At 50.1% G+C, this 16,169-nt stretch carries 13 protein-coding genes; 11 read left to right on the top strand and 2 right to left on the bottom strand.

The genetic code is table 11. The features are described from left to right. Nucleotides 1-2: 2 nt before the first annotated feature. Together J7E21_RS13525 and J7E21_RS13520 are read right to left on the bottom strand one after the other, a co-directional pair. On the bottom strand, nt 3-2,726 hold the full coding sequence (locus J7E21_RS13525; protein WP_215108635.1) for a DEAD/DEAH box helicase: 2,724 nt from the start codon (nt 2,724-2,726) through the stop codon (nt 3-5). Then, on the bottom strand, nt 2,723-4,279 hold the full coding sequence (locus tag J7E21_RS13520) for a hypothetical protein (RefSeq protein WP_251048004.1): 1,557 nt from the start codon (nt 4,277-4,279) through the stop codon (nt 2,723-2,725). Before J7E21_RS13520 ends, J7E21_RS13525 begins: the two co-directional genes overlap by 4 nt. Before the next feature lie 159 nt (nt 4,280-4,438). On the opposite strand from J7E21_RS13520, the gene J7E21_RS13515 reads away from it, so the two are divergent. The 11 genes from J7E21_RS13515 to J7E21_RS13465 all read left to right on the top strand — a co-directional run bounded on the left by J7E21_RS13515 (nt 4,439) and on the right by J7E21_RS13465 (nt 15,916). Next, on the top strand, nt 4,439-4,906 hold the full coding sequence (locus J7E21_RS13515) for a transcriptional regulator (RefSeq protein WP_215108634.1): 468 nt from the start codon (nt 4,439-4,441) through the stop codon (nt 4,904-4,906). 735 nt (nt 4,907-5,641) lie between these two features. Next, on the top strand, nt 5,642-6,466 hold the full coding sequence (locus J7E21_RS13510; protein ID WP_215108632.1) for a M55 family metallopeptidase: 825 nt from the start codon (nt 5,642-5,644) through the stop codon (nt 6,464-6,466). A 12-nt stretch (nt 6,467-6,478) separates the two neighbouring features. Beyond that, nucleotides 6,479-7,414 (top strand): ABC transporter permease, encoded by a 936-nt coding sequence (locus tag J7E21_RS13505; RefSeq protein WP_215108630.1) that lies wholly within the window; start codon nt 6,479-6,481, stop codon nt 7,412-7,414. Continuing rightward, nucleotides 7,414-8,334 carry an ABC transporter permease gene (locus J7E21_RS13500; protein WP_215108628.1) on the top strand — a complete coding sequence of 307 codons (921 nt, stop codon included), beginning with the start codon at nt 7,414-7,416 and terminating at the stop codon, nt 8,332-8,334. Before J7E21_RS13505 ends, J7E21_RS13500 begins: the two co-directional genes overlap by 1 nt. Nucleotides 8,335-8,338: 4 nt before the next feature. After that, the gene (locus J7E21_RS13495) at nt 8,339-9,475 is read left to right on the top strand and encodes an ABC transporter ATP-binding protein (protein ID WP_215108626.1); all 1,137 of its coding nucleotides are present in this window, start codon (nt 8,339-8,341) and stop codon (nt 9,473-9,475) included. Between the two features lie 57 nt (nt 9,476-9,532). Then, nucleotides 9,533-11,170: a peptide ABC transporter substrate-binding protein gene (locus J7E21_RS13490; RefSeq protein ID WP_215108624.1), complete on the top strand. Its 1,638-nt coding sequence runs from the start codon at nt 9,533-9,535 to the stop codon at nt 11,168-11,170. Between the two features lie 505 nt (nt 11,171-11,675). Next, complete coding sequence (locus J7E21_RS13485; RefSeq protein WP_215108623.1) at nt 11,676-12,599, top strand: S66 peptidase family protein; 924 nt, start codon at nt 11,676-11,678, stop codon at nt 12,597-12,599. Nucleotide 12,600: 1 nt separating this feature from the next. Then, nucleotides 12,601-13,707 (top strand): dipeptide epimerase, encoded by a 1,107-nt coding sequence (locus J7E21_RS13480; RefSeq protein ID WP_215108621.1) that lies wholly within the window; start codon nt 12,601-12,603, stop codon nt 13,705-13,707. Nucleotide 13,708: 1 nt separating this feature from the next. Then, a complete protein-coding gene (locus tag J7E21_RS13475) occupies nt 13,709-14,647 on the top strand; it encodes a C40 family peptidase (RefSeq protein ID WP_215108619.1) in 939 nt (312 codons plus the stop codon). After that, a complete protein-coding gene (locus J7E21_RS13470; protein WP_215108617.1) occupies nt 14,644-15,606 on the top strand; it encodes an ABC transporter ATP-binding protein in 963 nt (320 codons plus the stop codon). The genes J7E21_RS13475 and J7E21_RS13470 overlap by 4 nt, the downstream gene beginning before the upstream one ends. A gap of 79 nt (nt 15,607-15,685) precedes the next feature. Next, the gene (locus J7E21_RS13465; protein WP_215108615.1) at nt 15,686-15,916 is read left to right on the top strand and encodes a DUF2187 family protein; all 231 of its coding nucleotides are present in this window, start codon (nt 15,686-15,688) and stop codon (nt 15,914-15,916) included. Nucleotides 15,917-16,169: the final 253 nt, after the last annotated feature.

Here is a 16,169-nt window from a genome sequence, read left to right as displayed (position 1 = left end):
TTTTAAAAGCTATACGTGAACAAATCTTTCAGTTCGTCATCGGACAGTTCGGTCATCCACTGGCTGGATTGAATAAACTGATCCGACATCGATTGCTTCTGCGTCAGCAAGGCATCGATTTTTTCTTCGATTGTACCGATCGTCACAAATTTATGGACGTGGACAAATTGAGTCTGGCCGATGCGATACGCGCGGTCGGTCGCCTGGTTTTCCACAGCCGGGTTCCACCAGCGATCTGCATGGAGAACGTGCGTCGCAGCCGTAAGGTTCAGCCCGGTTCCACCTGCTTTTAAAGACAGGATGAAAATCGGGAACTCGCCATTTTGAAATGCAGCGACGAGTGAATCGCGTTGATTTTTCGGCATGCTGCCGGTCAAAAACGGCACTTCATGGCCGTACAATTCATTCAGCGCCTGCTGCAGTAAATGGCCCATCCCGATATACTGCGTAAAAATCAAGCATTGCTCCCCGCGTTCCGCGATTTCCCCCGCAAGTGTCACAATACGCTCGAATTTTTGAGATCGAGGCAATAGCTCGTTTGCAGTCGTATACGGCTCTTTCAAATAAAGTGCCGGGTGATTGCACAATTGCTTCAGCTTGCTGAGCATTTTCAATACGAGGCCTTTTTTCTCGAAGCCTGTGAGCGTCCCCATCTTTTGCACCGTATCTTGGACAAGCCCCTCGTAAAGCGCGGCTTGCTCCGGCGTCAATGGGCAATATTCCAATTGCTCCAGTTTTTCCGGTAAATTAAGCTGAAGTTCGGGATCTTTTTTCGTCCGGCGCAAGAGGAAAGGCTGGATTCGCTGCCGTAGCTTTTCTTTTGCTTCTTCGGAATCGTCCCGTTCAATCGGCACCATAAAGGCTTCCTGGAACTGCTTGATGCGGTACAGGTAGCCTTTATTGATGAAATCGAAAATTGACCAAAGTTCAGACAAGCGGTTTTCGATCGGCGTCCCCGTCAAAGCGATGTGATGCTGGCCTTTGAATTTGCGGATCGTTCGTGATTGCTTCGTATACATATTCTTGATGTTCTGTGCTTCATCGAGCGTAATGCTGGTCCATGTGATTGCTTGGATCTCTTCGCTGTCAGAAGAGGCGATGCCGTATGTCGACAGCACCACATCCGGCTGTTCGGTGGCCAAGTAATCCAAGAATGCCTGGCCTTTCGGGCGGGTGGGACCGTAATGCATCACCACTTTCAAATCAGGCGAAAAACGTTCCAATTCTTTTTGCCAATTGCCGAGTACGGATGTCGGGCAAATGATGAGCGACGGCTGTGCCGGTCGCTGTCCGTGGACGTGCAGCAAGTACGTGATCAATTGCACGGTCTTGCCAAGCCCCATGTCATCGGCGAGGCATAAGCCGAAACCTTCCTCGCGCATGAACACCAAATAATCAAAGCCGGTTTTTTGGTAAGGGCGCAATTCGGTCTTCAAATTATCAGGGAGCGGGGTTTCCGGCAAGTCGCGTTTATCTAGCAGTTTATCTAGCAGGACTTTTAAGGATTTATTCAAATGAAACTCTACGAGCGGATCGTCTTCATCGGCCGGCTCCTCGAGCATGATATCCGGCACATTATGGAACAGCATATCCTTCAGCGTCCAATCGGCGTCTTCCGCTTCTTCGATCATCTTCCGCAGCTGCATCAACAGGTTCGAGTCGACACGTACCCACTCATTACCGACGCGGATGAATTCGCGGTTTTCCGTTACGAGCTGCTCAAAATCCTGCATGCTCAGATCGTGGCCGTTGAGCGAGAATTTCCAATCAAAGCTGATGATCTGGTCGAGCCCGACGACAGAAGCTTTTTTCGCAGGGGACGTAACATTGGCTTTGACGCGCACTTTCGATTCCTGCACCGCTTGCAGCCATGAGGGAATCGATACTTCGACACCGAACGCCTGCAATAGGTCGGCGTCGCTGCGGAGAAAGTTCAGCACTTCCGCATCGGTCCAGTGTGCAATATAAAACCGGTCGTCTTCGTAGCGTTCGACAGAAGGGCATAAGCTCAGTATCAAACTCTGACGCTCTTGAATCTCCGCGGCATGAGCACGCCACTTCTCCGGCAGGACTTTATCGATCACTTCGGTTTCGCGCCGTTTCGAAGGCGTCCAGTACGCACTGCCACGTTTGGTCCGCAGCGCTGTTCGGAACGTCCATAAGCCGCTATCGTCAGGCTCGGTCAATTGCATCGCAAGTACGTAATCTTTCGCCGGCTCTAAGCCATCCCATCCGGCATGCTCCACAAAATGAAGAATGTACGGCAATTGAGTCGAGGTCAACCCTTTTTGGCGCAATTGATGATCGATGGTGTCTGTCAAAAAAGCGCGGATTTCCGCGTCGCCATATGCCTCGTCAATGGAAATTTGGTCCTCCTCTATGCGCACGTTCTGCCACAGCGCCGGATCGTTCAATGAATCTGCGACACGAGCTGCAAGCTTCAGCCACGCCTCATCTTGCAGGCGGCGCCCCGAGAATTGGACATAGTGGTGTGGCTCTTGCTGAAACAGGCGGACAAAATCAGCAGGAGTCAATAATAAATCCAAGCCGTCCGTTTGAGCGTTCATGCCGAAAAAACTATCTTTGTCGGCAAAAAATAGGAACTGGGACCAGATTTCGGGGGGGATCCGGTTGCCGCTTTCGTTATATGCTTGCAGCCGGAACAGATCCGACTGATCGATTTTTAAATAATAGGTCCGGCTTCCTTCGGTTTGGAATTGATTCATATAAGCTTTCCTTTCTCGATCTCTTCCTGGAGTGCGCGCAATCGCTTGTAACGACTTTGGATTTCCGCCATATAAGCGTTCCAAAACGCGACTTGCCCGCTCTTTTTACAAGCGGATTTCATCTTTTTCCATACACGGACGGCTTGTTTATAGCTTGTCCGACTGCGCTCATCAAGATGCTGCAAGGCATAGCGATGATAAAGCGGCAGCGCAAAATCGGGAGCGGCGTTATGCACTTCTTTCAAGCCGCATTCCTCCGCAAAATAAAGCGGTGAATTGTGCAGTTGGTGAAGCTCGGCCCATTGTTTGTACATGCCTTTTTCGACCAAGTACGCGGAATAGGCAGGCAAACCGTAATGGCCGAATTGCGTAAACAGATCTTCCCAGTCTTCTTCGGTCAAATCAATCAGTGAATAAAGCCGGCTTAAGATCCGGACATAATGGTGGCGGTATTGCGTATACAAGCCGTCAAACAGGAATGTGCGGACATGCGGTTTGATCGCCATCAAAATCGCGGTCAGCCCTTGTTCATGGCCCTCTTCTTCCGCGAGCACCGCAAGCTTGACCCAATCGGCTGCCGCGTCTGCGCGAATAGTTCCGGGTGTGACGTCAAGCCCTAGCAATAAAGCGAAAAAGGCTTTGACGCGCTCGTCCGAACGGCGGAAATCTTCGAGGCCCTCCATCCGTTCGCGGCGGCTGACGAATAATTCCGTCCAAAACAACTGGTAAATTTCAAAGCGTTCCGAAAACGAGCTATCGCTCGTTTCGGCAAACTCCCGGACCACTTCGCGCAAATGAGTGAAAAAGGCATCCGATTCGAATGTCCGGTGCAAACCGCGCAATTGGCCGAGCATATCACGAAGTGCATGAAGCTCATCCGCAAACCAAGTTTTGAAGAATGAATGATGCACTTCTTTTGTTCCGGCGCTGAACGTATCCCATACCTCGATCAGCGAGATCAAATGGGCATAAGTTTTGTAAAGAGTCTTCCATTCCCGTTCAATCGGCATGAACGACAGCGCGTTCTTCAAGCGTCCTTCATACAATTGCTCGAAATAGAAATAATTACGTGTGACATAATCGTTGATCGGTTCCCGCCACGTGCTGCGGATCAACGCTTCCCATTGTTCAGGTGAGCGCTTTTTCGTAAGTGGTGAGAGTTCTTCATTTTCTTTGTCGCGCCATTTTCCGACCCATTCAGAAAGCGAACCGACTTTTTGGTACAGCGAAAAAATCACTGCCAACCGGTGCCGGCACATGACTTCTTGCGGACAAGCGCAAACAGACGTCAGCTTTGCGAAGTTGAGTACCACTTTTACCGAGTGGGCATCTTTTACGCTGGCTTCAAGCAAAAGGCGCTCTTCGTTAAAAGAGTGGACCTGAACGCCGTCATGGCGCACTAAAAAGACTGCTTTTCGAACCATTTCTTCATCCGAAGCACGGGAAGGATGAAGCGAGTTGTCGATAGCAGCCATATAATTGTGGATGGTTTCTTCGTATTGTTTCGCTAAGGATAGAACCGTAGCCATCTGCATCGCCCCAAATAAAAACATTTCCTTCTATTATACGTCTTCTGGGCATGACAGTAAATGAAGAAGGAAAAATAGAAGGAAACTGTCACGTTTTTTACACACTTATTTCTATCGGATTTGCCCATTATATGGTATGATTCTTGTAAGCAGAATATTCTGAAATCAAGGGAGGGGAGTCAGATGTTGCATGTAAAATTGATGAAGCCGTTTTATACAAAGAGAGAAGGGCATCGCATCAAGTTTGTGTTCGCTTATCAATATTTTTCGATTGTGAAAGATGATGAAGTCTTTCATTTCATCCCTGTAGAAGGGAAGGAAATCATCGTCAATCTGAATACATTTCAAGTGGAAAACCTTTCCGAAGTCTTTGTATTCCAAAAAGGAAACCGTTTTATCCGTTTGCCGCTCTACCAATTGCTGCTGGTCTCAGATATCCACACACACCTTCAAAGCATACTGAAGGAAGAAAGGGCGGAATTGATCGAAGTGAATGAACAAACTAAGAAAGAAGCGACCGAAGCAATCCAGTTCCTGGAGCAGGAAAACTTCAACCGCATGATTGACCAGGCGCTTGCCGCGGGGGATAAGGAACTGTTTGAGAAGCTGCTGTCCCAGCAAAAACAACTACTTGATGACGGAGGTCTATAATGAAGCATAAAACAGCCTATGGATAAGAAACGTCTGCCCGTAAGTATGAGAGCAGGCGTTTTTGTATGCGAAAAAACAAGCAGAAAGCCCTTTTCCGTCTGAATCGGAAAAGGGCTTTCACGTATGTTCGGAAATCATATGGTTCTCCTTTCTACATGAGCATGAAGTAATTGATGATTAACATTACTACGGCAGAACCCGTCACGCCCAGCGCAAGATCTCCCCACTCCATCTCCAGCACTTTGTCGAAATTATTCATGATGATCCGCTCCTTCTCTGATTGTTGGGAAATCCTATTTGCCAGCTATAGTGTTCTATTGAACTATTTATAACTTGTTACCAGTGTAAAAGGAACTGTAAAAAATTGCATGAGACTAAATTACCAAATATTCTAAAAATTTAATTAAATATAGAAAACTCTTTTCTGGCTGTTCGGGAAATGGGGGTTTTTCTGGATCGGAAAACGAAAAAATAGGTTGAAAAGGAGAAAAAAGCCTCGAAGAAGTATAGCCGGAATTTTTTCGTCGTTTTATTATGCATAGATTATGCAGAAGGGTGCTGGAGAAATTCAATACAAATGAGGTTTTTTTTAATTATCTACCGACTTCTTTGTATAATTGGTGAGTAAATAAGAATAAAAAATTATATTGAAATATTCTTACAATATTGATACATTAGTTTAAACAAAGTTTCAAAAAAATTCCGAAAAAGACAAACAAAGGGGAATTCTACATCATGAAATTTTACTTATCGATGGACATGGAAGGTGTCACGGCCTTACCGGATTATACATATGTGGATTCATCCGAAGCCAACTACGAACGCGGCAGGCGGCTGATGACTGAAGATGCCAATGCTGTCATCCACGGTGCATTCGATGCAGGGGCTGAGTCATTTCTCGTCAACGATTCCCATTCCAAAATGAACAATTTAATTGCGGAAGACCTTCACGAAGAAGCGGAGCTCATTACGGGCGGCGTCAAAGCGTTCTCTATGGTGGAGGGTCTGGATGATAGCTTTGCCGGTGCATTCTTTGCCGGGTACCATGCGCGCGCCGGACAAAAAGGCGTTATGTCCCACGCGATGACTTTCAGCGTCCGTTCGATGTGGATCGACGATGTCGAAATCGGAGAGCTTGGTTTGAACGCTTATGTCGCGGGCTACCACGGAGTGCCCGTGCTGCTCGTTGCAGGCGATGACTGCGCGTGCCGTGAAGCGGAAGCGCTCATCCCTGGCGTCACGACCGTCGCCGTCAAGGAAACATTGACGCGCTCAGCGGTCAAAACAATGCATCCGAAAAAAGCGCAGCGTTTGCTGCGGGAAAAGACCAAGCAAGCGATCCTGCAAAAAGAGCAAGTCCAGCCGCTCGCACCGCCTGAGCATCCGACGCTGCGTATGGAATTCACCAATTACGGTGAAGCAGAACTGGCGGCGATGATGCCCGGCACCACTATGGAAGAAAATTCGACGATCGTCCGTTACGAAGCACAAAACATACTGGAAGCTTATCGCGCCATGCTGGTCATGACAGAACTGGCGATGCAAGCGAAGTTCTGTTAGGGGGAAGCCACTGTGGCTAAATACATAATGAAACGCTTTTTCATGATGCTCGTGACGATCTTCATCATCGCGACATTAACCTTTTTCCTGATGCACGCCGTGCCGGGGTCGCCGCTTGAAAGCGACCGCAATACAAACGAAACGGTGCAAGCCAACCTCGAGCGTTTTTACAAGCTCGACCAGCCGATGCACATCCAATACTTTAGCTATATGAAATCGGTCGCGACCTTCGATTTCGGGCCATCGATCAAAGACCCGAACCGGACCGTCAATGAACTGCTGGCACGGGGATTCCCAGTATCATTCGAACTCGGGATCATCACCATCATCGTCGCGGTCATCTCCGGGATTTTGCTCGGTACGTTCGCGGCGCTCCGGCATAATAAAATGATCGATTATGCTGCGATGACTTTCGCCGTCATCGGGATCTCCATCCCGAACTTTGTACTCGCGACAGTTTTGATCCAGCAGCTGGCGGTCAACGTCAACTTGTTCCCGCCAGCGACGTGGAAAAGCCCGATGCATATGGTTTTGCCGGTGTTCGCGCTGGCGACCGGGCCGATGGCGATCATCGCCCGCCTGACGCGCTCGAGCATGCTCGAAGTGTTGACGCAGGATTACATTAAAATGGCACGCGCCAAAGGCATCAACCCGATGCGTATCGTCCTGCGCCATGCGCTTCGCAATGCGCTCATGCCGGTCGTGACGATCATGGGCACGCTGCTCGCCGGCATCCTGACCGGAACATTCGTCATCGAGAAGATTTTCGCGATTCCGGGCATGGGCAAATACTTTGTCGATTCGATCAATAACCGGGATTATCCGGTCATTATGGGGACCACAGTATTCTATAGTGCTTTCCTGATTTTCATGTTGTTTTTGGTCGACATCGTCTACGGCATTTTGGATCCACGCATCAAGCTTCATAAGAAAGAAGGTGATGTGTGATGACTCAGGTCCGTGATGAATGGTTCCGCCCGTTAGAAAAAAGTGAAGACGATAAAGAAGCGGTCGTCCGCCCGTCCTTATCCTATTGGAAAGACGCTTGGCGCCGGCTCAAGCAAAACAAATTGGCGATGTTCGGACTGGTATTTCTGGCGTTGCTCGCCGGGATGGCGATTTTCGGACCCGTATTCTCGCCGCATTCCGTAACGACGCAAGACTTGCCGAATCAAAACCAGCCGCCGAGTGCGACGCATTGGTTCGGCACCGATGAAGCAGGGCGCGATGTGTTCACCCGTACGTGGTACGGTGCACGGATTTCTCTGTTTGTCGGCTTGATGGCTGCACTCATCGATTTCGTCATCGGCATCATCTACGGGGGCATCGCCGGTTATAAAGGCGGCAAAACGGATGCGCTTATGATGCGCATCATTGAAATCCTCTACGGCTTGCCGTACTTGCTCGTCGTCATCTTGCTGCTTGTCGTGATGGGGCCGTCTCTTTGGACCATCATACTCGCCCTGACCATCACCGGTTGGGTCGGCATGGCGCGCATCGTCAGGGGACAAGTGCTGCAAGTGAAAAACTATGAATTCGTTACCGCCTCGAAATCGTTCGGCGCGAAAACGCCGCGCATCATCCGCAAGAACTTGATTCCGAACTCGATGGGCCCGATCATCGTGCAAATGACGTTGACAGTGCCAAGTGCCATTTTTGCAGAAGCCTTCTTAAGCTTCCTCGGCCTCGGCATTCAAGCACCATTTGCGAGTTGGGGCGTAATGGCCAACGACGCCTTGCCGGTCATCATTTCAGGTGACTGGTGGCGCTTATTCTTCCCGGCGCTATTTATTTCATTGACGATGTTCGCATTTAACGTACTTGGGGATGGGCTGCAAGATGCGCTCGATCCGAAGATGAGGAAGTGAAGACATGACAGGAAAGCAATTAGCTGAAGAGTTGGCACGTACACGCCTCGAAGACGGGGCGGATATCGACCCCGTCGACCATTTCGGCAAACGAGGAAAAATCGTTAAAAACAACAAGCACAAGACGGTGACCGATGAGCGGATTCTATCCGTAGAAGATCTCCATGTGACGTTCAGTACATACGGCGGCACCGTCCAAGCCGTGCGCGGCGTCAACTTCGAGCTGTATAAAGGGGAAACCTTGGCGATCGTCGGGGAGTCGGGCTGTGGAAAATCCGTCACCTCTAACGCCATTATGGGCTTGATCCAGCAGCCGCCCGGAAAAATAAGCTCAAAAGGCGTCCATTTCAAAAAACAGGATCTCACGAAGCTGTCGAAAAAAGAGATGCGTAAAATCCAAGGCGTCGACATTTCGATGATTTTCCAGGATCCAATGACCGCGCTCAACCCGACCTTGACGATCGGCGAGCAATTGACAGAAGGCGTCAAGCAGCACAAGAACTTAAGCAAAAGTGAAGCGAAGCAGCGCGCAATCGATATGCTTCATCTGGTCGGCATCCCGAACCCGGACGAACGACTGAAACAATACCCGCACCAATTTTCCGGCGGGATGCGCCAGCGCATCGTCATTGCAATCGCCTTGATCTGCGAGCCGGAACTATTGATTGCGGACGAACCGACGACAGCGCTCGACGTGACCATCCAAGCGCAGATCTTGGAATTGTTCGACGAGATCCAAGCGAAAACTGGTGTCTCGATCATTTTGATCACCCACGACCTCGGCGTCGTTGCGAAAATCGCCGACCGCATCGCTGTCATGTATGCCGGCAAAGTGATCGAAACCGGCGACAAGCGTGAAATTTTCTATACGCCGCAACATCCTTACACGCAAGGCTTGTTGAATTCCGTTCCGCGCCTTGATTTGGCTGGAGGAGAACTCAAGCCGATCGACGGGACGCCGCCGGATTTATTCGCACCACCCGCGGGCTGCCCATTTGCAGCACGCTGCCCATTTGCGATGGACGTCTGCACGAATGTCTATCCAGAGAAAACGGCATTATCCAAAACGCATAACGTGGATTGCTGGCTTCAGGATCCACGGGCTCAGAAGCTCATTGAAGAACGTGCATTTGCACGATAATTTTGGCTGGGGGCGCAATTGCGCATTCACATAAAATCAACTCTAGGGGGAAATCACATGAAGAAATGGCTCGTATTGTTTCTGATGGCGATGTTCGTGTTCGTTCTCGCAGCTTGTACAGCAAGCGACGACGCAGGGGAAGACACGACCGATGCATCAGGTGAAGAAGGCACCGCTGATTCCGGCGGCGAAAAAATATTGTATATGAACAACGCGGAAGAACCGACATCTTTCGATCCATCGATCGGCTTTAACGCTGTATCGTGGAGCGCACTCAACAACTTGATGGAAGGCTTGACGCGCCTTGATGATTCGTCTCAGCCGGTCGAAGCGACAGCTGAATCGATCGACGTCTCTGAAGATGAATTGACCTATACGTTCAACATCCGTGAAGACGCGAACTGGTCAAACGGCGAACCGGTAACAGCGAGCGATTTCGTTTTCGCTTGGCAGCACATGCTGAACCCGGAAACAGCTTCTCCAGCGGCATTCCTTGCTTACTTTATCGAAGGAGCGGAAGCGTACAATAACGGAGAAGGTTCTGCAGAAGACATCGCAATTTCTGCAGAAGACGACAAAACATTCGTCGTGACACTGACAGAACCGACAGAAGCATTCCTGAACATCATCACAAACCCAAGCTTCTTCCCGGTCCACGAAGCGACAGCAACTGAAAATCCACAATGGCACACAGAAGCGGACAGCTTTGTCGGCAACGGGCCGTTCAACTTGGCTTCTTGGAGCCATGACGAAGAATTCGTTTTCGAGAAAAACGCTGAATACTGGGACGCTGACAATGTCAATTTAGACCAAGTCCACTGGGCAATGGTCAACGACCCGAATACTGAATACCAAATGTACGAAGCAGGAGAGCTTGACGTATCAAGCGTTCCATCCGAGATGTCCGAGCAACTGCAGGATTCTCCGGAACTGATGGTCATGGACCAAGCAGGTACGTATTTCTACCGTTATAACGTAGAAGATGAGCCATTCACGAACAAAAAAGTCCGTCAAGCATTTGCTTACGCGGTCAACCAGGATGACATCGTCGAATACGTAACGAAAAACGGCGAAAAGCCAGCATACGGCTTCGTATCTTACGGATTTGAAGGCCCGAACGGCCAGGAATTCCGCGACGAATCCGGTGAATTGGTGAAATTCGACGCAGAACAAGCGAAACAATTGCTCGAAGAAGGCATGCAAGAAGAAGGCTGGGACGAATTGCCGCCAGTTACGATTACGTACTCAACGAGCGATACTCACCAAAACATCGCAGAAACATTGCAAGACCAGTTTAAAACCGCTTTGGATGTAGACGTGGAACTTCAGAACGTCGAAGCGAGCGTATTCCTATCTGAACAAAAAGAATTCAAATACCAATTGTCACGCAGCTCATTCATTCATGACTACGCTGACCCGGTCAATGCACTTGAAAGCTTCATCACAGATTCTTCCATGAACCGTACACAATGGTCCAACGAAGAATTCGATCAATTGATTGCTGAAGCAAAAGCAGAAACAGATTCTGCAGCACGTTGGGAAACACTCATCGAAGCTGAAAAAATCCTAATGGACGAAATGCCGATCTTCCCGATCCATTTCTATAACCAAGTCCAGCTGCAAAAAGAAGGCGTCGAAGGAATCCTCCGCCACCCGGTCGGCTACATCGACCTAAAAGCAGCGGATAAAAACTAAAAGCGATCACGCCCGTTCAGCTCCGACAGGCATAAGGCAGACCAGCAATGCGGCGGACTTTGCCGCAATGCTGGGTTGACTTATGACCCGAGGAGTTGGGCGTGAGAGCTGGATAAAACTAAAAGCGATCACGCCCGTTCAGCTCCGACAGGCATAAGGCAGACCAGCAATGCGGCGGACTTTGCCGCAATGCTGGGTTGACTTATGACCCGAGGAGTTGGGCGTGAGAGCTGGATAAAACTAAAAGCTGAGGCGGCCGTTCTGGCTCGACAGGCATAAGCCGAGTTCCCGAAGCGGCGCTCTATGCCGCACAGGGAAATTGGCTTATGACCCGAGAGACAGGCCGCAGAAGCTGGATAAAACTAAAAGCGACTGCCCCCGTTCAGCGGAAAAGTTCGCATGAAAAAGACAGAAGCGCGGCCATGCGCCGCGCTTTTCTGTTTTTCATTGAGGAAAACTGGTAGTTTTAATGAATGAAGAACAGAAAACTAGAGGAGTGAGCAATATGCGCACAATACCGAAGCGTTTGCAAAAAGGGGATACGGTCGGCGTCATTTCACCGTCAAGCCCACCGAACTTGGAAAACTTGAAAAAGGCTTTGCCGTTTTTGGAAGAACTGGGACTAAAAGTAAAGATGGGCAAATCGGTCGAATCGAAAAACGGCTATTTGGCCGGTACGGATGAAGAGCGCTTGGCAGATCTTCACGCGATGTTTGAAGACAAGGAAGTGAAAGGCATCATTTGTGCAGGCGGAGGCTACGGGGCAGCTCGTTTCGCGGACCGCATCGACTACGGCTTAATTAAAGACAACCCGAAAGTGTTCTGGGGCTATTCGGACGTCACATTTTTGCATAATGCAATCGGCATGTATGCGGAATTAGTGACATTCCACGGGCCGATGCTCGCGTCTGATGTCGGCAAGCCGGAATTCCATGAACGTAGCGGCCGCATGTTCGGGCAGCTGTTCGAGCCGTTCGAACTGCATTATGACGAAACCATCTCCCCGCTTGAAACATTATCAGGCGGCGCAGCAGACGGTGAACTGGTCGGCGGCAACCTGTCGCTTCTCCGCGGCAGCCTCGGCACGAAATTCGAACTCGATACAGCAGGGAAAATCTTATTGATCGAAGATACAGGGGAAGAGCCGTACCAAGTGGATGAAATGCTCAACCAATTAAAACAAGCCCGCAAGTTCGAGCAAGTCGCGGGAATTGTCATCGGCGACTTCAAAAACGCCGAACCGAAAAAGCCGGAACAATCGTGGACACTCACACAAGTGCTCGACGATTACTTTAAGGATATGGATGTGCCTGTTGTCAAGGGCTTTAAAATCGGCCATTGCGAACCGAATTTCTCACTGCCCCTCGGTGTGAAGGCACGGCTCGACGCAGACGAAAAAACATTGACCATTCTGCCGGGGGTCAAGTAATATGACCGTTCTGTCTTCCTGTGAGACATACCGAATTTCCGTCCCATTGAAAAAGCCGTTCAAAACGGCGTTGCGGACGGTAGTGGCGGCGGAAGCGATCATCGTTCACCTGTCGACAACTGACGGCCGTTCCGGTTTCGGTGAAGCGCCGCCGACACATGTCATCACTGGTGATACCTTGGACGGGATTGAGCGGGCGGTCCAGTTGACCGCAACTCAGCTGATTGGCCTCGACATACGGCACAGGGAACAGCTATTTGAGAAGCTTCATAAAACGCTCATCGGCAATACGAGTGCCAAAGGGGCAGTCGATATGGCGCTTTATGACCTCATCGCGCAGCACGCCAATCTACCGCTGACCCAATTTCTCGGTGGTTACCGTGAATCGGTCGAAACCGATTACACGGTTTCGGTCAATGCCCCAGAAGAAATGGCAGATGATGCAGCTGTCTATGAAAAAGACGGGTTTTCTGTTTTGAAAGTGAAAGTCGGCATCGATACGCCGGAAAACGATCTCGAAAGAATCAAAGCGATCCGCAAGCGTGTGGGAGATAAGGTCACGCTTCGCTTGGACGCCAATCAAGGCTGGGACCGCAAATCAGCGGTGCGAATCATCAATAAAATGGAACAGGCAGGGCTCGATATCGAACTGATCGAGCAGCCGGTTCCAGCATCAGACATCGAAGGCTTGAAATTCGTCACAGACCACACAATGACGCCGATCATGGCTGATGAAAGTGTCTTTTCACTGGTCGATGCCAGGCGTGTCCTGGAGCTGCGCGCAGCCGATTTGATCAATATCAAATTGATGAAAGCAGGTGGCATCCATCAGGCATTGAAAATCAATGCGCTCGCTGAAAGTTACGGCGTGCGCTGCATGACCGGAAGCATGATCGAAACGAAGCTCGGCTTATCTGCCGCAGCCCATTTCGCGGCGAGCCAACCGAACATTACACGCTTCGATTTTGATGCACCGCTTATGTTGAAAGAGGATTTACTGCCAGGCGGCATTCTCTATAGCGGCCGGACAATCAGCTTTTCACAACAGCCGGGCCTTGGCATCGACGCCGAGCGCTTTCTAGAAATCTTACGCGAACGGAGAGGATAAAATGGCACAGCCAGAATCGACGAAGTGGGTCTGCAGCGTTCCGGTGACGAGCTTATGGACTTCTCCTGAAAAAGTACGCACAGTGGATGCACAGGGCGTTACCGACACGCCCGATGTGAACAAATGGCGCGAAGCGATGGACAAACAGCAAAACAAAGACTTAACCGAAAGCCATCGCCTGCAAACGCAGCTGCTATACGGCGAGCCGGTATTGATTGAAGAAATCGATGGAGACTGGGCGAGCATCATCTCGCTGTGGCAGCCGTCGAATAAAGACGAGCGCGGCTATCCGGGCTGGGTGCCGCTCAGCCATCTAAAAGAAATCGGCGCACTCGACGAGCAAAGCTATGCGCGGGTAGCTGTCGACAAAACCCAATTATGGAAACAAAACAACGAGCCGGTCTCCATATTGCCATTCAACACCTTGCTGCCGGTAAAAGACGCAACGGAATCCCTGATCTGCGTCCATACACCGGACGGCGACGCCTACATAAAATCAAGCCACGTCCAGCTTGTTCCCTCGCCTGATCAGATTCCACTCGGGAGCGGGCAAGCCATTTGTGAGTCGGCAGAGCGTTTTTTAGGGCTGCAATATTTCTGGGGCGGCATGTCGAGTTTCGGCTACGATTGTTCCGGATTCGCCCATCATATGCTAAAGGCGAACGGTTTATACATATCCCGCGATGCAGGCGACCAGTCAGTAGAGGGGACAGCAGTCGACCGCCACGACGCAGCGTCATGGCGAGCGGGTGACCTGTTGTTCTTCGCGTACGAAGAAGGGCTCGGAAAACTTCATCACGTCAGCATCTATTACGGCAACGGCCTGATGATCCATTCGCCGACTTCCGGAAAAGCCATTGAAATCATCCGTCTTGAAGGGACGGTCTATGAAAAAGAATTATGCGCCGTCCGTAGATTTGCACAGGAGGAAACAACATGACGAACGAAACTTTATTATCGGTACAAGAACTCAAACGCTATTTCGACCTTGGCAAAGACACGACTTTAAAAGCGGTCGACGGCATTTCCTTCGACATCAAGCGCGGGGAAACGTTCGGGCTGGTCGGCGAATCGGGCTGCGGCAAATCGACAGCCGGCCGGACGATCATGGGGCTATACGGAAGCACAGATGGCAAAGTCGAATACGACGGCGTCGACATCCACAAAATGTCGGGTAAAGACCGCTTCGACTATCTCCGCAATATGCAAATGATCTTCCAGGATCCGTACGCATCGCTCAACCCGCGCTCAACAGTATTTGAAATCATTGCCGAGCCGATGCAAGTCCACGGACTCTACAAAAACAAAAAAGAACTGCAGGCGCGCGTCCATCAATTGCTTGAAGACGTTGGGCTGAACCGTGACCACGCAAACCGCTACCCCCATGAATTCTCCGGTGGACAACGCCAACGCATCGGCATCGCCCGCGCCTTGTCGCTCGACCCGGACTTCATCATCGCAGACGAGCCGATCTCAGCGCTCGACGTGTCGGTCCAGGCGCAAGTCGTCATGCTTTTGCAGAAGCTGCAAAAAGATAAAGGGCTGACCTATTTGTTTATCGCCCATGACTTGAGCATGGTCAAATACATCTCCGACCGCATCGGCGTCATGTACCTCGGCCATATGGTGGAACTTACGACCGCGGAGCAGCTTTACGAAAAACCGCTTCACCCGTATACAGAAGCGCTGCTTTCCGCCATCCCCATTCCGGATCCCGACATCGAAGAAGCGCGTGAACGTATCATTTTGGAAGGCGAACTACCAAGCCCGATCAACCCTCCAAGCGGTTGTGTATTCCGCACGCGCTGTCCGCATGCGATGTCTGTCTGTGCCGAGAAAAAGCCGGTATGGCAGGAAAAAGAAGCCGGTCATTACGTCGCTTGCCATTTATATGAGTAAAGGATTACAGGTGAAATTACCACAAATTTATGCTATAATAAAAAAATAAGGTTTTCATTATAGAGAGGCGTGGATAACTATGGCATTTCAACCCCATGAAAAAGAAGTATCTGAATTTGTAGCGGCCCGCAGAATCGGCGAATGGATTTCATTCACCCGCAACGGCGTCGACGTCAACGGAACCATCTTCAAAATTATGGACAACTCGGTGATCGTCGAGATTTCACCAGAAGACGCCAAGGAAATCGGCGCTCCTTCCAATATGACCGTAATTTCACATAAGAAATACAAGATCGTTGCAGATCAATAAAAAGAAACAAGTAAAACCTTCGCCGCTGCGGAGGTTTTTTTTATGTCGTTAAATAGCCTGAATTGAAATCTGTGGAGTCGGTATGTGACACAGTTATACCGCTAGTTTTAGCACATCTGGCTAGCCGCCGCCTCGCTTTGGGTTGGCCTCTTGCAGTGAGCCAAGAAAACCACTTGTCTCACTGCGTCGGCTCACCCGTATGCGCACGGCGGCTGTTAGATTTCTTTGGTTCGTGTGGCTATATTTTTTGTGT

This window comes from Planococcus sp. ISL-109 (genome assembly GCF_018613655.1).
In the GTDB taxonomy this organism is placed as follows: Bacteria; Bacillota; Bacilli; order Bacillales_A; family Planococcaceae; genus Planococcus.
Note: the sequence above shows the minus strand (reverse complement) of the source record. Positions and strands in the feature narration are given on the sequence as shown.